The 19,499-nt window shown below is 61.0% G+C and carries 15 protein-coding genes; 7 read left to right on the top strand and 8 right to left on the bottom strand.

The window, feature by feature from the left end:
* Positions 1-120: 120 nt before the first annotated feature.
* Both mmuP and mmuM read left to right on the top strand, forming a co-directional pair.
* Positions 121-1,518, top strand: a complete 1,398-nt coding sequence (gene mmuP, locus FFB58_RS18625; protein ID WP_138370658.1) for an S-methylmethionine permease — start codon at positions 121-123, stop codon at positions 1,516-1,518.
* Entirely contained in the window at positions 1,505-2,437 is a 933-nt protein-coding gene (gene mmuM, locus FFB58_RS18620) for a homocysteine S-methyltransferase (RefSeq protein ID WP_138370657.1), read from the top strand. Before mmuP ends, mmuM begins: the two co-directional genes overlap by 14 nt.
* 781 nt (positions 2,438-3,218) lie before the next feature.
* Here mmuM and fbpC read toward each other — a convergent pair.
* From fbpC to FFB58_RS18590, 6 genes are all read right to left on the bottom strand, one after another.
* Positions 3,219-4,265 carry a ferric ABC transporter ATP-binding protein gene (fbpC, locus tag FFB58_RS18615; RefSeq protein ID WP_138370656.1) on the bottom strand — a complete coding sequence of 349 codons (1,047 nt, stop codon included), beginning with the start codon at positions 4,263-4,265 and terminating at the stop codon, positions 3,219-3,221.
* Between the two features lie 4 nt (positions 4,266-4,269).
* Positions 4,270-6,348, bottom strand: a complete 2,079-nt coding sequence (locus FFB58_RS18610; protein WP_138370655.1) for an iron ABC transporter permease — start codon at positions 6,346-6,348, stop codon at positions 4,270-4,272.
* Between the two features lie 77 nt (positions 6,349-6,425).
* The gene (locus FFB58_RS18605; protein WP_039032440.1) at positions 6,426-7,457 is read right to left on the bottom strand and encodes an ABC transporter substrate-binding protein; all 1,032 of its coding nucleotides are present in this window, start codon (positions 7,455-7,457) and stop codon (positions 6,426-6,428) included.
* Positions 7,458-7,470: 13 nt separating this feature from the next.
* Entirely contained in the window at positions 7,471-8,790 is a 1,320-nt protein-coding gene (uhpC, locus tag FFB58_RS18600; RefSeq protein WP_138370654.1) for an MFS transporter family glucose-6-phosphate receptor UhpC, read from the bottom strand.
* A gap of 67 nt (positions 8,791-8,857) precedes the next feature.
* Positions 8,858-10,399 carry an MASE1 domain-containing protein gene (locus FFB58_RS18595; RefSeq protein ID WP_138370653.1) on the bottom strand — a complete coding sequence of 514 codons (1,542 nt, stop codon included), beginning with the start codon at positions 10,397-10,399 and terminating at the stop codon, positions 8,858-8,860.
* Positions 10,399-11,028 carry a response regulator transcription factor gene (locus FFB58_RS18590; protein ID WP_039032437.1) on the bottom strand — a complete coding sequence of 210 codons (630 nt, stop codon included), beginning with the start codon at positions 11,026-11,028 and terminating at the stop codon, positions 10,399-10,401. The genes FFB58_RS18595 and FFB58_RS18590 overlap by 1 nt, the downstream gene beginning before the upstream one ends.
* Positions 11,029-11,772: 744 nt before the next feature.
* Here FFB58_RS18590 and FFB58_RS18585 point away from each other — a divergent pair.
* From FFB58_RS18585 to tauD, 5 genes are all read left to right on the top strand, one after another.
* Positions 11,773-12,222: a hypothetical protein gene (locus tag FFB58_RS18585; RefSeq protein WP_039032436.1), complete on the top strand. Its 450-nt coding sequence runs from the start codon at positions 11,773-11,775 to the stop codon at positions 12,220-12,222.
* Positions 12,223-12,745: 523 nt separating this feature from the next.
* A complete protein-coding gene (gene tauA, locus FFB58_RS18570; protein WP_138370650.1) occupies positions 12,746-13,708 on the top strand; it encodes a taurine ABC transporter substrate-binding protein in 963 nt (320 codons plus the stop codon).
* A 10-nt stretch (positions 13,709-13,718) separates the two neighbouring features.
* Entirely contained in the window at positions 13,719-14,486 is a 768-nt protein-coding gene (tauB, locus tag FFB58_RS18565) for a taurine ABC transporter ATP-binding subunit (RefSeq protein ID WP_039032434.1), read from the top strand.
* Entirely contained in the window at positions 14,483-15,310 is an 828-nt protein-coding gene (gene tauC, locus FFB58_RS18560; RefSeq protein ID WP_039032433.1) for a taurine ABC transporter permease TauC, read from the top strand. Before tauB ends, tauC begins: the two co-directional genes overlap by 4 nt.
* Positions 15,307-16,158, top strand: a complete 852-nt coding sequence (gene tauD / locus FFB58_RS18555) for a taurine dioxygenase (protein WP_138370649.1) — start codon at positions 15,307-15,309, stop codon at positions 16,156-16,158. Before tauC ends, tauD begins: the two co-directional genes overlap by 4 nt.
* 181 nt (positions 16,159-16,339) lie before the next feature.
* On the opposite strand, the gene FFB58_RS18550 is transcribed toward tauD, so the two are convergent.
* Together FFB58_RS18550 and hemB are read right to left on the bottom strand one after the other, a co-directional pair.
* Complete coding sequence (locus FFB58_RS18550) at positions 16,340-18,028, bottom strand: GNAT family N-acyltransferase (protein WP_138370648.1); 1,689 nt, start codon at positions 18,026-18,028, stop codon at positions 16,340-16,342.
* Positions 18,029-18,145: 117 nt separating this feature from the next.
* Positions 18,146-19,120 (bottom strand): porphobilinogen synthase, encoded by a 975-nt coding sequence (gene hemB, locus FFB58_RS18545; RefSeq protein ID WP_138370647.1) that lies wholly within the window; start codon positions 19,118-19,120, stop codon positions 18,146-18,148.
* Between the last annotated feature and the right edge of the window lie 379 nt (positions 19,121-19,499).

Here is a 19,499-nt window from a genome sequence, read left to right as displayed (position 1 = left end):
CCCGGCTGAGCGCCCGTCGAGGATGTCTTCGTCTGGTGCATGGCTAGCAATTTGTTAACAATCGCGGTATAAAAACACCTTCTTTTGGATGTTTAGATGTCCATACGTATAGAAGGTGATATGCAAACACAACAAAATGGGCAGCTTCAGCGCACCATGAAGACTCGCCACTTAATCATGCTGTCGCTCGGCGGCGTGATTGGCACAGGGCTGTTTTTTAATACGGGTTACATCATTTCAACCACCGGGGCGGCGGGCACGCTGCTGGCCTATCTGATCGGCGCGCTGGTGGTCTGGCTGGTGATGCAGTGTCTCGGCGAACTCTCCGTGGCGATGCCGGAAACCGGCGCCTTTCACGTCTATGCCGCGCGCTATCTTGGCCCGGCAACCGGCTACACCGTGGCGTGGCTCTACTGGCTCACCTGGACGGTGGCGCTCGGGTCGAGCTTTACCGCCGCCGGGTTCTGCATGCAGTACTGGTTCCCGCAGGTGCCGGTCTGGGTGTGGTGCGTGGTCTTCTGCGCGGTGATCTTCGCCCTCAACGTCATCTCGACCCGCTTCTTCGCCGAAGGGGAGTTCTGGTTCTCGCTGGTGAAAGTGATCACCATCATCGCCTTTATTATTCTGGGCGGAGCGGCCATCTTTGGCTTTATCCCGATGCAGGACGGTTCTCCCGCGCCGGGGCTCAGCAACATCACCGCCGAAGGCTGGTTCCCGCACGGCGGCCTGCCGATCCTGATGACCATGGTGGCGGTTAACTTTGCTTTCTCCGGCACCGAGCTTATCGGCATTGCCGCCGGGGAGACCGAGAACCCGCACAAGGTGATTCCGGTCGCCATTCGCACTACCATTGCCCGCCTGATTATCTTCTTTATCGGCACCGTGTTTGTGCTGGCGGCGCTGATCCCGATGCAGCAGGCCGGGGTGGAGAAAAGCCCGTTCGTGCTGGTGTTTGAGAAGGTCGGCATTCCGTATGCCGCGGATATCGTCAACTTTGTCATCCTGACGGCGATCCTCTCGGCGGCCAACTCCGGGCTCTACGCCTCCGGACGCATGCTGTGGTCGCTGTCGAACGAGAAAACCCTGCCGCGCTGCTTTGCCAGAGTGAATAAAAACGGCGTGCCGCTCACCGCGTTGTCGGTGTCGATGCTCGGCGGCGTGCTGGCGCTCTTCTCAAGCGTGGTGGCCCCGGACACGGTGTTTGTCGCGCTGTCGGCCATTTCCGGCTTTGCGGTGGTGGCGGTGTGGATCAGCATCTGCGCCTCGCACTTTGTCTTCCGCCGCCGTCATCTGCAGGCGGGCAAACCCTTGAGCGCGTTACAGTATCGCGCCCCGTGGTATCCGCTGGTGCCGGTGCTGGGCTTTATCCTCTGCCTGGTGGCCTGCGTCGGCCTGGCGTTTGACCCGAGCCAGCGCATTGCCCTTTACTGTGGGTTGCCGTTTGTGGCGCTCTGCTATGGGGCGTACTACCTTACCCAAAATCTGAAAACCCAGGAGCCTGAACATGTCGCAGAATAATCCGCTTACCGCCATCCTTGAAACCCAGCCGTTTGTGGTGCTGGACGGGGCGATGGCAACGGAACTGGAAGCGCGCGGCTGCAACCTGGCCGACAGCCTGTGGTCGGCGAAGGTATTAATGGAGAATCCGGAGCTGATCCGCGACGTGCATCTCGATTACTTCCGCGCCGGGGCGCAGGTGGCGATCACCGCCAGCTACCAGGCCACGCCGGACGGCTTTGCCGCCCGCGGGCTGGACGAGGCGCAGTCCCGGGCGCTGATTAGCAAAAGCGTTGAGCTGGCGCGTAAGGCGCGGGAAGCGTATCTGGCGGAAAACCCGCAGGCGGGCGCGCTGCTGGTGGCCGGGTCCATCGGGCCGTACGGCGCGTTCCTGGCGGACGGGTCGGAATATCGCGGCGACTACGTGCGCAGCGCAGAGGAATTCAGCGCCTTTCACCGCCCGCGCGTGGAGGCGTTGCTGGATGCCGGGGCTGACCTGCTGGCCTGCGAAACCCTGCCATCGTTTGCGGAAATAAAAGCCCTGGCGGCGTTGCTGACGGACTATCCCCGCGCCCGGGCGTGGTTCTCGTTTACGCTTCGCGACAGCGAACACCTGAGCGACGGCACGCCGCTGCGCGAGGTGGTGTCGGTGCTGGCGAACTCACCGCAGGTGATTGCCCTGGGCATTAACTGCATCGCGCTGGAGAACACCACCGCCGCGCTGCAGCATCTGCAGAGCCTGACCGCGCTGCCGCTGGTGGTCTACCCGAACTCGGGGGAGCATTACGACGCGACGACCAAAACCTGGCACCACCACGGCGAGACGTGCGAGACGCTGGTGGGGTATCTGCCGCAGTGGCTGGCGGCAGGGGCGAAGCTGATTGGCGGATGCTGTCGAACGACGCCGAAGGATATTGCGGATCTTCACGCCCAAAGGTAACCGTGTTTTTTCCCTCGCCCCTTTGGGGAGAGGGTCAGGGTGAGGGGAACAGGCCGCACCGCTGCAACCACTGCCGGGTGGCGCTACGCTTACCCGGCCTACATGAGCGCGCCAGACTTTTCCCTCGCCCCTTTGGGGAGAGGGTCAGGGTGAGGGGAACAGGCCGCACCGCTGTAACCATTGCCGGGTGGCGCTGCGCTTACCCGGCCTACGGTTCGTGCCAGACTCTTCCCTCGCCCCTTTGGGGAGAGGGTCAGGGTGAGGGGAACAGGCCGCACCGCTGCAACCACTGCCGGGTGGCGCTACGCTTACCCGGCCTACATGAGCGCGCCAGACTATTCCCTCGCCCCTTTGGGGAGAGGGTCAGGGTGAGGGGAACAGGCCGCACCGCTGTAACCATTGCCGGGTGGCGCTGCGCTTACCCGGCCTACGGTTCGTGCCAGACTCTTCCCTCGCCCCTTTGGGGAGAGGGTCAGGGTGAGGGGAACAGGCCGCACCGCTGCAACCACTGCCGGGTGGCGCTACGCTTACCCGGCCTACATGAGCGCGCCAGACTATTCCCTCGCCCCTTTGGGGAGAGGGTCAGGGTGAGGGGAACAGGCCGCACCGCTGTAACCCTGCCGGGTGGCGCTGCGCTTAACCGGCCTACATGAGCGCGCCAGACTATTCCCTCTCCCCTTTGGGGAGAGGGTTAGGGTGAGGGGAACAGGCCGCACCGCTGCAACCCTGCCGGGTGGCGCTGCGCTTACCCGGCCTACGGTTCGTGCCGTTTTGCTTTTACCTATGCCACATCCGCCAACACAAACATCCCGTACGGGTGGATCTCCAGGAAATACTCCTCCCCCACATCCGGCTGCAGTCGGGTGGCGTTCACCTGCAGCAAAATCTCTTGCCCGTGCCACTCCACAATCACCTCGTACTGCGGGCCCATGTAGGCGACGTGGCGGATCACGCAGCGCTGGCTGGCCTCGCCGTGCTGGCTTAAGGTGATCGCCTCCGGGCGCACCCCGACGGTGCCCGCGCCCATGGCGGCAAAGTGCAGCGGGCGGGGCAGGCGATAGCCGTGGATCGCCACGTAGTCCTGGGTGAAGCTCGCCGGGAACAGGTTGGCATCGCCCATAAAGCTCGCCATAAAGCGCGACGCGGGCTGGCGATAGAGATCCTGCGGGGAGCCAATCTGCATGATGTTGCCCTTGTTCATCACCAGCACCGTATCCGACACCGCAAAGGCCTCGCTCTGATCGTGAGTCACGTACAGAGAGGTAATATTGAACTGCTTTTGCAGCTCGCGGATCTTATCCCGCATGCTCCGACGCAGGTTGGCATCGAGGTTACTCAACGGCTCATCGAAAAGCAGCACTTTCGGCTTGAGGATCAGGGCGCGCGCCAGGGCCACACGCTGCTGCTGGCCGCCGGAGATCTGGTCCACGTAGCGATCTTCAAAGCCCTCCAGATCCACCATCGCCAGCGCCTCTTTGACGCGGGCTTTGATCTCACTGCGCGACACGCCGAGCATCTTCAGGCCGTAGCCGACGTTCTCGCCCAGCGACATGTGCGGGAAGAGGGCGTAGGACTGGAACACCATGCAGATGTCACGCTGCTGAATGGAGCGGTGGGTCACGTCCTCGCCGTCGATGAGGATCTGCCCGTCGGTGGGTTTCTCCAGCCCGGCCACCAGGCGCAGCACCGTAGTTTTACCGCAGCCGGACGGGCCAAGCAGAGTCACCATCTGCCCCTGGGGGATCGCCAGGTTGATATTTTCAATTACCGTGTTCGCGCCAAAGCGCTTGGTCACGTTACGCAGTTCAACGAAATGTTTCTGAGTCATAGTGTTACGCCTGGTTTTTGGCTTTTGAGCGGGAGATTCGTGCCTCACCGATCAGCCAGTCAAAGAGGAAAATGATCGCCAGCATGACCACAATCAGGATCGAGCCGTAGGCAATCGCCACGCCGTATTCGCCGTCTTCCACGCGGTTCAGGATGTAGGCGGTGGCCACGCGGGTATCCGGCGTGACGAGGAACACAATGGCGCTGACGGTGGTAATGGCGCGCACAAAGCTGTAGATCAGCGCCGACAGAATGGCCGGGCGCAGCAGCGGCAGCAGGATGTGCGTAATGGTGCGTAGCGAACCGGCGCGCAGGCTCAGTGACGCCTCGTCCAGCGACTTGTCGATCTGGCCCAGCCCCGCGATCCCGGCGCGAATACCCACCGGGACGTTACGCATTACCATCGAGATAATGACGATAGCGGCGGTGCCGGTGAGGTACACCGGGGCGCTGTTAAAGGCCAGGATATAGGAGACGCCAGCCACGGTGCCCGGGACGGCAAAGCACAGCATGGTGGTGAACTCGATGGTCTTTTTGCCTTTGAACTGCTGGCGCACCACGATCCAGGCGATCAGCAACCCGAAGGCGGCGGTGATCGGCGCGGCGATCCCGGCGTACAGCAGGGTATCCAGCAGCGAAGGCCATGCGCCGTCGCTCATCCCCTGGCCGAACAGCTTGATAAAGTTATCCAGCGTCAGGGTGTAATCCACCCCCCAGTTGACGGTAAAGCTGCCGTAGAAAATGCTGCCGTAGAGCAGGGCGTTAAAGGCGATCCACACCGCCAGCAGGGCGATCACGCTCCACACCAGAGTCACCGGCAGAGGCTGGACGTCGCCGCGATAGGACTTGCCGGAGACGGTGACGTAGGAGCGCTTGCCGATCCACATGTACTGAATGCAGAACACCAGCAGCGAGAAGAGCAGCAGGAACGCGCCGAGGGTGCTGGCCGCCTGGTAGTCGAGCTGCGATCCGGTGATGTAGAAGTAGATCTGCGTCGCCAGCACGTCGAAGTTGCCCCCCAGCACCAGCGGGTTACTGAAGTCCGCCAGCGACTGGACGATGACGATCAGGAAGGCGTTGGCCAGGGCCGGTTTCAGCAGCGGCACAAAGACGCCGTTAAAGGTCTGCCAGCGGCTGGCGCGCAGGGTGTAGGACGCCTCTTCCAGCGACGGATGAATGGTCTTGATCGCCCCGTCGAGGATCATAAATGCCATCGGGGTGAAGGCCAGCACCTGCGCCAGCCAGATGCCGGTGAAGCCGTACAGCCAGTTGGTGTTGGTCAGCCCGAACCAGTCGACCATCAGCTCGGTGATGTAGCCCGAGCGGCCCATCATTAGCGTCACGCCGAGGCCCACCACGAACGGCGGGGTGACGATCGGCAGGATCGAGAAGATGCGCCCGATGATGGCGCTGCGTCTGGCGATGCGGGTGGTGTAGATCGCCAGCACCAGGCCGAAGAAGGTGCAGCCGATCCCGACCGCCACGCAGAGCAGGATCGAGTTGATGATCACCTGAATAATGTGCGACTGCGACAGCACGTTCATAAACGCCAGCGGGGCGAACTCGCCTGCGTCATTGGTGAACATCGGAATAAAGATGGCGATGCTCGGCCAGACGATAAAGACGCCGATCAGCGCGACGATGGCGATCAGCGAGCCGATGACAAAGCGGTCGCCGCCCAGCCATTCGAGGCGGGTCAGAGCCAGGGTCATGATCGAACCCAGCGCCACAAACAGCACGATGGTGGCGTAGCCTAAACCGCGCCCTTCGAGGGTGGCGCTGATGACCACAAAGGCCATGCACAGCAGGGCCCAGCCGGCGTCGAGGTAGTGGCGGCTGCGCTTCTCGCGCTTCGCTTCACTGAACGGGCGCACCAGCAGCAGGGTGGGGAGCAGATACCACAGCCAGCTGATGTTGAAGTGCGACCAGCTGTAGGCGTCGAGGATCTCGTCCCCGGTGGACTCCAGCAGGCCGTAATCCAGGCTCCAGCTCGGCAGCAGGGCAAAGGCCAGCCAGCCGACGAAAACCCAAAGGAAGACCGCATCCCGTTTTTTCACGGGATGAAGAGCGAGTGTCTGTGACATAGGTGTTCCGGGTGTTGATGAATGTTGTAGGCCGGGTAAGGCGTAGCCGCCACCCGGCATTTACCGCACGAGTGGGCTTATTTACCCATCTTCACGTCGCTGACCCACTTGTTGATCAGCGCTTTGCGCACGTCCGTTGAGCCGTACTTGTCCATGTCGTAACTGATCAGCTTCAGGTCATCCAGCTTCAGCGAGTTCGGGGAGGTCTCGGCGGTGGTGTTGGTCAGGATCTGATAGGACTTGCCCTGCTTCCACGCCAGCTCCTGAGCCTCTTTCGACAGCACCCAGTCGACGAACAGCTTCGCGTTCTCTTCGTTACGCGCGCCCTTCAGGATGCTGACGCCGCCAATCTCATACCCGGTGCCTTCGCACGGAGAGATCAGCTCCAGCGGGGCGCCCTGCTCTTTTTCCAGCGAGTAGTCGTGCAGGAAGCCGATGCCGATGGCCGTTTCACCGCGCGCGGCGTTACGCGCCGGAGCGATGCCCGATTTGGTGTACTGGGAGACGTTGCCGTTCAGCTGCTTCAGGTAGTCGAAGGCCTGGTCTTCCCCCCACAGCTGGACGAAGGTCGCCAGCGCGGTGTAGGCGGTGCCGGAGCTTTGCGGATCGGCAATCTGGATCTCGCCCTTGTATTCCGGTTTGGTCAGATCTTTCCAGCACTTCGGCACCGGCAGGTTCTTCTCTTTCAGGCGCTGGGTGTTGACGCCAAAGCCCAGAATGCCCACGTATACTGCGGAGGAGAGGTTGCCTTTCACCTTCGCCGGATCGCGGAATTTCTCCATGATCTGCTCGAGGTTCTTCGATTTGTACGGCTGCAGCAGCCCCATTTCACCGGCCTGAGACTGCGGATCCAGGGTGCCGCCGTACCAGACGTCGGCCTGCGGGTTTTTCTTCTCGGCATCCACTTTCGCCAGCGTGCTGCCGGAGCCGTTGCGGATAAACGAGGTTTTGACGTCGTACTTATCGCCAAACGCTTTGGTTTCGGCTTCGCACATTTCGTTGGTGGCGCTGCAGTAGACCACCAGACGGCCTTTGGCCTGTGCGGCACCGGTTAAGGTCGCCAGCGCGATCCCGGAAGCAATGAGGGTAGAGAGAAGCGTTGTTTTCATTATTCAGCCCTTGTTATGACGTTATGTGACTGCGAGAAGCGGTGATGCCCGCCATCAGCAGGGGCATCAGGAGTAAACCCATCAGTACGGCGGCGATGGAGAGCAAACTGAACATCCCCGACCAGCCGTAGCGTTCGATAACCTGCGACAGCGGCCACCCGGCCAGCGCCGCCCCCAGATAAGCGAACACGCCGAGAAAACCGGTAATTGAGCCTGCTGCCTGCTTGTGCCCGCACTCCACGGCGGCAAGGCCGATGAGCATCTGCGGACCAAAGACAAAAAATCCCACCGTAAAAAAGCACATCGCCAGCAGGGCGTAGTGGTGAACCGGGGCCAGCCACAGGGCGGCGACCGATACCATCAGCCCCAGCGTGAACAGCAAAATCATCGGCGCCCGCTGGCCGCTGAACAGCAGATCCGAACCCCATCCGGCGAACAGCGCCCCGAGCAGGCCGCCGACCTCAAACAGCATCACCGTGGCGTTGGCGCTCAGCAGGTTTACCCCGTGGCTCTCCGCCAGCCAGATGTTGCCCCAGTCGTTGAGGGCGATGCGGATGAGATACACCAGCACATAGGACGCCCCGAGCAGCCAGATCATCGGGTTTTGCAGCATGGTGGTGCGTAACATCTGCCACAGCCCCATCGGCGGGCTTTGCTGCTCCTGGCGCAGCTCCAGCGGATCGCTGCGCCACTCCCCGACCGTCGGCAGACCCTCTTCCTGCGGTGTGCCCCGCAGTTGTGTGGTCAGCCACAGGCCGAGCACGATACTGATGATCCCCGGTGTCAGCATCGCTGCCTGCCAGCCCCAGCGATGGGCGGCGAAGGCACAGATCAGCGGAATAATGGCTCCGCCGATGTTGATAGAGGTGTTCCAGCATCCCCACCAGAAGCCGCGCTCGTTGCGCGAGTACCAGTGGGTGAGCAACCTGGCGCAGGGCGGCCATCCCCATCCCTGAAAGAAGCCGTTCAGCGTCCAGATAAACAGCAGCAGCGGCAGGGAATCCCCGAAGGCGAACAGCACGTTCAGCACCCCGGTCGCCATCAGGCCGATGCCCATAAAGGCCCGCTGGCCTTTGCTGTCATGCCACAGCCCGGCGGCAAATTTCGACAGGCCGTAGCTCAGGTAAAACAGCGATCCGATCAGGCCGATATCGCTCTTGCTCAGCCCCAGATCCAGCTGCAACGCGGGCAGGATATAGTTGAGGCTTTTACGCGTCAGGTAGAACGCGGCGTAGCCAATGACCATGCAGAGCAGCAGTCGCGGGCGCAGTGCCCGGTAGCGTTGTGTAACCTGTTCAGCTGACAGTGCGGACATGGCGTTCTCCGTTTGCATTGACTGTATGAAAGCGCGACGAAAAAGGGATGAGAGAAAGTCTGGCGTGACTAAGACTTTTTCCTGGTTAGCGGTGTGTTTGTTGCAAAACTGTGGGCAGGTTAACAATTACGCGCGTGCCGCCCTGCGACTCGAGGGTGAACTCCCCGCCCAGGGCATGCACCCGCTCGCGCATCCCCTGGATGCCGAAGCCGGGGATCTGCTGCGTGCTGATGCCGCTGCCGTTATCTTTTACCTCCAGGCGCAGCTGGTTATCGTGCTCGCAGAGCAGGACGCTGACCTCGCTGGCGTTGGCGTGTTTGCTGACGTTATTCAGCAGTTCCTGGAGTAATCGATAGAGAGTGAACACCAGGGTTTCGCTCTGGGGCGGGGCGCTGAGCCGGTAATCGAACCGGCACTGAATGCCGCGCTCGGCAAAGGCGAACTCGTTCACCAGGTGGTGCAGCGCCTCGTTTAAGGAGAGTTCGTCCAGCACCGGGGGGCGAAGCTGGCGCAGCAGCTGGCGGGTGGAGTGGTGAATGCGCCGCGCCAGCTCGTTGATCTGCCCGGCGGCTTCCAGCGCCTGGGGCGTATCCCCGGCCCGTTTCACCAGCTGGGACTGGATCTGAATGGCGGTGATGTTCTGGCCGATCTCGTCGTGCAGCTCCCGGGCCAGGTGTTTGCGGGTGTCCTCTTCGGTATGGATCAGCTTCTCCGTCAGCTCGCGCCGGGCCTGCAGCTCCGCCTCCAGCCGACGGCGATAGTGATCGAGGTTCATCGCCAGATGCTGCTGGCGGCTGATGGCGATCCCAAGCCCAATCCCCAGCAGCGACTGGGTGGCGAGGAAAATCTCCAGCTCCAGCAGATCGCTGAACCCCACCCCAACCTGACGGGCGATGGTGATCATCATGCTGCCCAGCAGCCCGGAGAGCACGCCGCCCTGCCAGCCGAACTTCCACGCCATCACTACGTTTGGCAGAAACACCACGATCAGCAGCAGCCGCTCAAGGGCCGGGGAGAGCACCATCTGGGTGCCGATGCCGATTATAAAGAACAGGCTGCACCAGATGATCAGCGACGTGCGCAGGGGCGGATTGCTGGTATCGAGCCCCAGCAGATGATAGCGGTGCTGCTGGCGTAAAAACTCAAACACCAGGTAGACAAACGGGGTCAGCAGCACCCCGCCGGTAAAGGAGGCCAGCACCAGCAGGGTGGGCGGGCTGTCGAGGAACGGCGCCAGGATCAGGGTCTGGAGCAGGGCGTTGAGGGTCACCGCGGCGATCAGCAGCGACAGACGCTGCCAGTAAAGGGGATAGCGGTGCCAGTAGCGCTGCGCCAGCCAGGCGCAGAGGGTGCCCACCAGCGGCACCATCAGCATCAGCGGGCGGGTAAGCAGCTGTTCGCCGTGCAGCCAGAGCATCGCCGCCAGGGTGGGCAGGATCAGCGCCGGCCAGAAGCGGCGCGAGAGCAGGATCAGCAGCGCCAGATAGACGCCCTGAGGTAAAAAAAGCGCCGCCTGCTGGCCGTTCTGGGTGAGGTAAAAGCTCAGCGTCCAAAGCATCAGCCAGCCGGTGCCCCACGCCAGCATGATAAACAGCGAGAGGATAGTGTGTCGCAGGGAGCGCCGCATCAGTGGCCGGTCAGCAGCTGGTGGTCGAGGGCAAAATGCACCAGCTCGATGGTGCTGTTGCACTGGAGTTTGCCGAGCACGTTGGCGCGATGCACGTGGACGGTTTTGTGGCTGAGTTCCAGCTGGAACGCAATCTCCTTGACGCTTTTGCCGTGAACCAGCAGCTCGAACACCTCTTTCTCGCGCGGAGTCAGCACCGCCAGGGCCCGGGACACCGGCTCGCCGCCGCGCAGGGCTTTGACCGCATCGGCACAGAGGTAATGACCGCCCATGCCGACGGAGCGCACGGCCTGCACCAGCTCCTCCGGGCCGCAGCGCTTGGTGAGATAGCCGCTGGCCCCGGCGTCCAGCGCGCTCTGCACAAAGGCAGGGGTGTCGTAGATGCTGAGGATAATGGCGCGAAATCCGGGGCGCTGCTGGCGCAGGCGTTTGAGCAGGCTCAGGCCGTTCTCATCGGGCATGGCGACGTCGAGCACCGCCACGTCGATCTGTTCGCGGCTGAGCGCGGGCCAGGCCTCGGCGGCGCTGCTGTACTGGCCTTCCACCACCAGATCGTCTTCCAGATTTAACAGCTGGGCGAACCCGGAACGCACCACTACGTGGTCGTCCACCAGCACCACTTTGATCATCTTGCATACCTTTGCTGAATAGTTTGCCTATGATGCCTGTCCGCGTTTGGCTGGCAATGAGATGCCTGTGGTTATGTAACGAATGTAACAAAATTGCAATAAAGGTTTGGGGTGGGGGGGGAGGAATATGCTGAGGGCTGTGGTGGTTCCGTTCACTTTATGTTTCTTGCTTCTCTGTAGCCCCAGAACACGTGAACGTGTCAGGGGGGCTCGCCGCCGCCCCCCTGACCACCCCGGCTCCCGGCAAAGAAAATCGCCGCTTCGCGGTCCCTTCGGCTAATGACTTGCGGCTGTCGGGTCGGGGTCGATCCTACATCCCTGTAGGTCGCCCCCTCTCGGCGCATCCATGCGCCTCGCCCCGGCCTCCAGTCAACGCCTCAGCGATTTTCAGCCGGACCAGGGTGCCGCTGGGACATCTGTGCCTGAGAGGCATTTTCATCGCGGTAATTTCTTGTTTTGCGAGGCTGCTTCCGGGAATAGCCCTTCACATAGAATGGATATGGCGGTATCTTTTTTACGCGTCTGCAAAATCAGGCGTCGGGATTGACCTCCTGCTTTCTTCATCGGCGACGTATAATGATGCGTCGTACGCTCTGCTACATCTCAATGGTGGGCTGAGTAGGGGCATCGCAAGGTGCGCCGGTATCCGATGAAGCCGGTAAGGTCAACTCTGCTTAGTCCGCCACCCATGAGATTGACCTCTCTGGTGGTGGTTAATTAAATCATTCATCGGAGGCTGCCTTTATGGCTACGACCCTAAACCACACTCACGCATTACTTACCCTGCCCTTCAATCACAGCACGTCTTTTACCGAACTGGCGGACAACTGCGAACGCTTTATGGATGCGCTGGTTGAATGTGATCTTCCCACTGAAAAACTCGCCCTTTACGGACGACTTTCCGCCTGTCTGGCCCTGCTGCAACCCACGCTGCTGGAGCCCGTGCCGGACTATTTAAAAGCGAGCCTGACCGTAGACGATTTACCGACACGCCTGCCCGCCTTCGACCCTGAACCCGATCAACTGGGCCGTTACTGTCAGGAGCTGACTCGGCATCTGATGAGCGGTGCATTCCCACCTGAAGCCGAAAGAGTCATCAAGGATCTGCTTTATGAGCTGGTCAGCTTCTATGCCGATACGCTAAAAATGCCACGCTGGCTCAGAACAGACGAGGGAACAATCCCCTTAAATTAACCCACGAAAAGCGATGAAAATGCTTGAGTCATTTACCGACTCACAGCAACACCTGGTCCGGCTGAAAATCGCCGAAGCGTTTCCCGCAGGCCGGGGCGAGGCGCATGGACGCGCCGAGAGGGCATAGCCTGCAGGGATGCAGGCTGGTGCCCGACCCGATAGCCGGAGGGAATAAGCTGAGGGAATCGCGAAGCGGCGATTTTCTTGCCGGTAGCCCGGGTAGCCAGGGTGGTGGCGATTGAGCCACCCTGGCACGTTCACGGGTTCGGTTGTAACAGAGAAGCAATGGACTGGAAGTGAACGGAACCACCACCGGTGTAGCATGCTACCCCTCACCCCAACCCTCTCCCTCAAGGGAGAGGGGGCCGACCGCGCCGCCGGGCAATGCAGACCGCACAAAATTCACTATCTATTGCCACTTTTTTTCTAAAAACGATTCGGCATTAACGATGCTTTTTAATTCCTTTATCAAAATACCGCCGCCGGAAATACTGCCTCCATAACAACTACGGGAGCAGACACCATGGCAATTTCATCGCGTATCACCTTACTTGGCGCCCTTGCACTGTGGGCATTTCAGGCGCAGGCGGTGGACGTCACCGTCGCGTATCAAACCTCCGCTGAGCCCGCCAAAGTGGCCCAGGCGGACAAGACATTCGAGAAAACCAGCGGCGCCAAAGTGGACTGGCGTAAGTTCGATAGCGGCGCAGCCATCGTGCGGGCCCTGGCCTCAGGCGACGTGCAGATTGGCAACCTCGGCTCCAGCCCGCTGGCGGTCGCCGCCAGCCAGCAGGTGCCGATTGAAGTTTTCCTCCTCGCCTCGCAGCTCGGGAATTCCGAAGCGCTGGTAGTGAAGAAAAACATCACCAAGCCCGAAGATCTGATCGGCAAACGCATCGCGGTGCCGTTTATCTCCACCACCCATTACAGCCTGCTCGCCGCCCTGAAACACTGGGGGATCAAGCCGGGACAGGTGGAAATCATCAACCTGCAACCGCCAGCGATTATTGCCGCCTGGCAGCGTGGCGATATTGACGGGGCGTATGTCTGGTCCCCTGCGGTTAACGAGCTGGAGAAAGACGGCAGCGTGCTGACCGACTCCGCCCAGGTCGGCCAGTGGGGCTCGCCAACCCTCGATGTGTGGGTGGTGCGTAAAGACTTCGCCGAGAAGCACCCGGAGGTGGTGAAAGCCTTCGCCAAAAGCGCCATCGACGCCCAGCAGCCCTACATTGCTAACCCGGATAAGTGGCTGAAGCAGCCCGCCAACCTGGAGAAGCTCGCCCGTCTGAGCGGCGTGCCGGAGGCCGACGTGCCGGGCCTGGTGAAAGGCAACACCTATCTGACGCCTGCTCAGCAGGTGCAGCAGCTGTCAGGCCCGGTGAATAAAGCGATTGTCGATACCGCCGGGTTCCTGAAAGAGCAGGGCAAAGTGCCCGCGGTGGCGGCGGATTACAGCCAGTACGTGACCGATCGCTTCGTGAAATAAGGGGGGCCGGATGCTGAATATTACAAATCTGTCTGCCGATTACGCTGGCAAGCCTGCGCTGGAGGATATCAACCTGACGCTGGATAGCGGCGAGCTGCTGGTGGTGCTCGGCCCGTCCGGCTGCGGCAAGACCACGCTGCTGAATCTGATCGCCGGGTTTGTACCTTATCAGCACGGCACCATTCAGCTGGAAGGAAAAAAGGTGGAGGGCCCCGGCGCGGAGCGCGGCGTGGTCTTCCAGAACGAAGGGCTGCTGCCGTGGCGTAACGTGCAGGAGAACGTCGCCTTTGGCCTGCAGCTGGCGGGCACCGGACGGGAAGAGCGGCTGGCGATCGCCCGGGACATGCTGAAAAAGGTGGGGCTGGAAGGGGCGGAAAAACGCTTTATCTGGCAGCTCTCCGGCGGACAACGTCAGCGCGTCGGTATTGCCCGGGCGCTGGCGGCTAATCCGCAGCTGTTGCTGCTGGATGAACCCTTCGGGGCGCTGGATGCCTTCACCCGGGAACAGATGCAAACCCTGCTCCTGCGCCTGTGGCACGAGACCGGCAAGCAGGTGCTGCTCATCACCCATGACATCGAAGAAGCGGTGTTTATGGCTACCGAACTGGTGCTGCTGTCGCCGGGGCCTGGAAGGGTGCTGGAGCGCCTGCCGCTCAATTTTGCCCGCCGCTTTGTGGCGGGGGAGCCGGTGCGCAGCATCAAGTCCGATCCCGATTTTATTGCCCGGCGCGAATACGTGCTGAGCCGCGTCTTTGAGCAGCGGGAGGCCTTCTCATGAGCATTGTGGTGAATGACAAAACGGCGCGCAAACGCCTGACCCTGCGCTGGCCCCTTTCCCGCCAGTTGACCCTCAGCCTCAGCACCCTGCTGGTGCTGCTGGCGGTGTGGTGGGCGGTGGCGGCGGCCCAGTGGGTCAGCCCGCTGTTCCTGCCGCCGCCGGGCCAGGTGCTGGTGAAGCTGTTCACCATCGCCGGTCCGCAAGGTTTTATGGATGCCACCCTGTGGCAGCATCTGGCGGCCAGCCTGGGGCGCATTCTGGTGGCCCTGCTGGCGGCGGTGATCGTCGGGATCCCGGTGGGCATTGCGATGGGCTTAAGCCCGACGGTGCGCGGCATTCTCGATCCGCTGATTGAGCTATACCGCCCTGTGCCGCCGCTGGCCTATCTGCCGCTGATGGTGATCTGGTTTGGCATCGGCGAGACCTCGAAGATCCTGCTCATCTACCTGGCGATTTTTGCCCCGGTGGCGATGTCGGCGGTGGCCGGGGTCAAAAGCGCCCAGCAGGTGCGGATCCGTGCGGCGCAGTCGCTGGGAGCCAGCCGTGCCCAGGTGCTGTGGTTTGTGATTTTGCCCGGCGCGCTGCCGGAAATTCTTACCGGTCTGCGCATCGGCCTTGGGGTTGGCTGGTCGACGCTGGTGGCGGCTGAGCTCATCGCCGCCACCCGCGGGTTAGGGTTTATGGTCCAGTCGGCGGGGGAGTTCCTGGCGACGGACGTGGTGCTGGCAGGGATCGCGGCGATCGCCGTGATCGCCTTCGGATTAGAACTGGGGCTGCGCGCGCTTCAGCGCCGCCTGACGCCCTGGCATGGAGAGATACAATGAGTGAACGTCTGACCATTACCCCGCTGGGGCCGTACATTGGGGCGCAGATTTCCGGCCTGGATGTGACCCGGCCATTAAGCGATAACCAGTTTGAGCAGTTGTATCACGCGGTGCTGCGCCATCAGGTGGTGTTCCTGCGCGAGCAGGCGGTGACGCCTCAGCAGCAGCGGGCGCTGGCGCAGCGGTTTGGCGATCTGCATATCCACCCGGTCTATCCCCATGCCGAGGGGGTAGAGGAGATTATCGTCCTGGATACCCACAACGATAATCCGCCGGACAACGACAACTGGCACACCGATGTCACCTTTATCGAGACCCCGCCCGCCGGGGCGATTCTGGCGGCAAAACTGCTGCCGGAGAGCGGGGGCGATACCCTGTGGACCAGCGGGATTGCGGCGTTTGAGGCGTTATCCGCGCCGTTCCGCCTGCTGCTGAGCGGCCTGCGGGCGGAGCACGATTTTAAGAAATCGTTCCAGGAGTATAAGTACCGTAAAACCGAAGAGGAGCATCAGCGCTGGCGGGAGGCAGTGGCCAAACACCCGCCCCTGCTGCACCCGGTGGTGCGCACCCATCCGGTGAGCGGCAAGCAGGCGCTGTTCGTCAACGAAGGCTTCACCACGCGGATTGTGGATCTGAGCGAGAAAGAGAGCGATGCGCTGCTAACCTTCCTGTTTGCGCATGTCACTAAGCCGGAATTCCAGGTGCGCTGGCGCTGGCAGCAGAACGATCTGGCGATCTGGGATAATCGGGTGACGCAGCATTACGCCAATGCCGATTATTTGCCGCAGCGGCGGATTATGCACCGGGCGACGATTTTAGGGGATAAGCCTTTCTTCCGTGCGGGCTGATCCCCTCACCCCGACCCTCTCCCCAAAGGGGCGAGGGAGAAAACCTGTACGGCACCTGACTGTCCCCTCTCCCTTCCAGTTCCCGTAGGCCCGGTAAGGCGTCGCCGCCACCGGGCGTGACAAATGTGCGCTTTTTTTGCCGGGTGGCGCTGCGCTTACCCGGCCTACGAGACATCAACACCTACAAATGTGCCCCAATATACCGCTGGTACCGGCTGGCTTTCAGGTAACAGAGATCCACCAGCACCAGGCCGTCGATGCAGTTGTTGAACGCCGGGTCGCTGCCAAAATCGATAAACTGCACGCCGCCGGGCTCGCACAGCTCGGAATACTGTTTGTAGAGCGGCGGAATGCCGCATCCCAGATTACCCAGCAGCGATTTCAGGCGGGTGAGGTCTTCCACGTAATCTTCGCCGCCAAACTGCGCCAGCACGTCGGGCAACGAGGCGGGATACGGGCGGCGGGAGGTCGCCAGCGGATGGGTTGCCGGGAACCACAGCCGGTAAAAGGCCACCAGCAGATCCCGCGCGGCAGGGGGCAATCCGCCGGAGATAGAGACCGGCCCGAACAGGTAGCGATAGTGCGGATAGCGCGCCAGATAGGCCCCAATTCCTGACCACAGATAGTCGAGGCCGCGACGTCCCCAGTAGCGCGGCTGAATAAAGCTGCGCCCCAGTTCAATCCCGTGCTCGAGGATCGCCTGCATCTCGTCATCGTAGTGAAACAGGCTGTGGCTGTAGAGCGCCTCCCGTCCCTTTAAGGCACCCGGCATAAAGCGGTAGGCGCCGACAATCTCCAGATCCTCGTCATCCCATAAAATCAGGTGCAGATAATCATCGTCATAGCGATCGGTATCGCGCCGCTTTCCGCTGCCTTCCCCCACCGCGCGAAAAGCGATCTCCCGCAGGCGACCCAGCTCGCGCAGGATCGGCGCCTCTTCCTGGCCGTTGCGCTGCCACAGATAGATGGTTTTGCCATCGGCGGTTGTCCCCAGACACTCCGCCTGCGTCAGGGCGCGCTTCAGGGTGGCCCGGTCTTCCGGGCGGGCAATGGCGGATTCGGTTTTGAACACGCCTGACAGTCCCTTGCCGAGACGCAACACGTGCTGGCGGCACTGTTCGGCCATCTCCCGGGCTGAAAGGGTCGGGCTGTACCAGTGGCTCCAGCCGATCTGCTGGCCGATTTTCACCGGCAGGCGACTGTGGCGACGGCGAAACATCTGCTGCATCAGCAGAAGCATCGACAGCTGCGGCGAGAGCAGGGTGCTGGCATAAAACAGCAGGCTGTTGCGGGCGTGGATGTTCACCGGCAGCAGCGGCGCGCGGAATTTGCCCGCCAGCTTGATAAAGCCGGGGTGCCACTTTTTATCGCGGATCCCGGTGCGCGTCGGGCGGGAGACTTCCCCGGCCGGGAAGAAGATCAGCACCCCGGCGTTTTGCAGGTGCTGTTCCATCAGGGTGAACGACGACTTCGCCGTGCGTCCGCCCATATTATCCACCGGGATAAACAGCGAGCTCAGCGGCTCCAGGTGGCTCAGCATACGGTTAGTGACCACTTTGACGTCCCGGCGCACCCGGGAGATGGCATACAGCAGCGCCAGGCCGTCCAGCGTCCCGGTGGGGTGGTTAGCGATAACAATCAGCGGACCGTGAGCGGGAATTTGTTCGAGGTCGTGAGCGGGAATGGCGCAGAGGATATCAAGATGTTCCAGAACCTGTTCCACCATATCGAGCCCTTTCAGGTGACGGTGGTCGGCGGCAAACTGCTGAAACTCCTCTTCGTGTAAGAGCTTCTTTAACAGGCTTTTTTGCCAGGGTGCAGGTTTCGCCTGCGGCCAAAGGTCATCGAGAACGCTGTCGAGACTAAACATGGTGGCTCCTCCTCCTGTTCTGCGAAGACAGTAGAAGCGCCAGATGTCGGTTGTATTGCAGTGTGGTGAAGGTTTGTCGCAGGCCGGGCAGGGCGAAGCCCCACCCGGCACTGGCGGTTAACGCAGAATTTTCTTCTCGGCCAGATCCAGCGCGAAGTAGCTGAAGATCAGATCCGCGCCCGCGCGTTTGATCGCACCCAGGCTTTCGAGGATCACTTTCTCTTCGTCGATCGCACCCGCCTTCGCGGCGAACTTGATCATCGCGTACTCACCGCTCACCTGATACGCGCCCAGCGGCAGTTCGGTGCGCTCGCGGATATCGCGCAGGATGTCCAGATAGGCACCAGCCGGTTTAACCATCAGGCAGTCAGCGCCCTGGGCTTCGTCGAGGAGCGATTCACGGATCGCTTCCCGGCGGTTCAGCGGGTTCATCTGGTAGGTTTTGCGATCGCCCTTCAGCGCGGTACCGGCTGCTTCACGGAACGGGCCGTAGAAGGAGGAGGCGAATTTGGTGGAGTAGGACATGATGGCGGTATCGATGAAGCCCGCCGCGTCCAGCGCCTGGCGAATGGCCTGCACCTGGCCGTCCATCGCCGCGGAGGGGGCGATAAAGTCAGCACCCGCTGCGGCTGCCACGACCGCCTGTTTGCCCAGGTTGAGCAGGGTCGCGTCGTTATCCACGCCATGATCGCACAGCACGCCGCAGTGGCCGTGGGAGGTGTATTCGCAGAAGCAGGTATCGGACATGACGATCATTTCCGGTACGGTCTGTTTGGCGATGCGCGACATACGCGCCACCAGACCGTCCTCTTTCCAGGCATCGCTGCCGGTGGCGTCGGTATGGTGGGAGATACCGAAGGTCATGATTGAGCGGATGCCCGCGTTGGCAATGCGTTCAATTTCGCGCGCCAGGTGCTTCTCAGGAATGCGCATCACGCCCGGCATGGCATCGATGGCTTTGTAGTCGTCGATCTCTTCTTCAACAAAAATTGGCAACACCAGATCGTTTAAGGACAGGGTTGTCTCTTCAAATAATGCGCGCAACGCCGGGGTTTTGCGCAGGCGACGGGGACGAGCAATTAAATCGGTCATGATATGCCTGAAGTCGGTGAATCAAAGAGAGGCAGTGTAACCGAAATGCGCGCAGACTGTTTTACTAAAGTTGTCGTTTTGGCCACAGAGTGCGCAGCGGTAAAATCGGCATTATTTTTGCTTTAAACATTTTTCTGGCTGAAATAAGTTTACGCTTTATTGACGAAAGATAATTCCATCGCCCTGGATATAGCGAGCCCAGGTAATATCTCAGCTTATCTTGTTGATGCTCTTAATTGCCCATTGTTATTTATTTATTTTATATCTGATTGGCTTTTATTTTATAATTGCCAATGATCTTTCGCCTGCTAATATTTTCCTTTCGAATGTGGTTAATATCCTGTTATTAAACGTTTTTATTATTATTTTTTATATTTTA

This window comes from Enterobacter sp. MF024 (genome assembly GCF_005843915.1).
GTDB classification, from domain to species: Bacteria; Pseudomonadota; Gammaproteobacteria; order Enterobacterales; family Enterobacteriaceae; genus Enterobacter; species Enterobacter barmai.
Note: the sequence above shows the minus strand (reverse complement) of the source record. Positions and strands in the feature narration are given on the sequence as shown.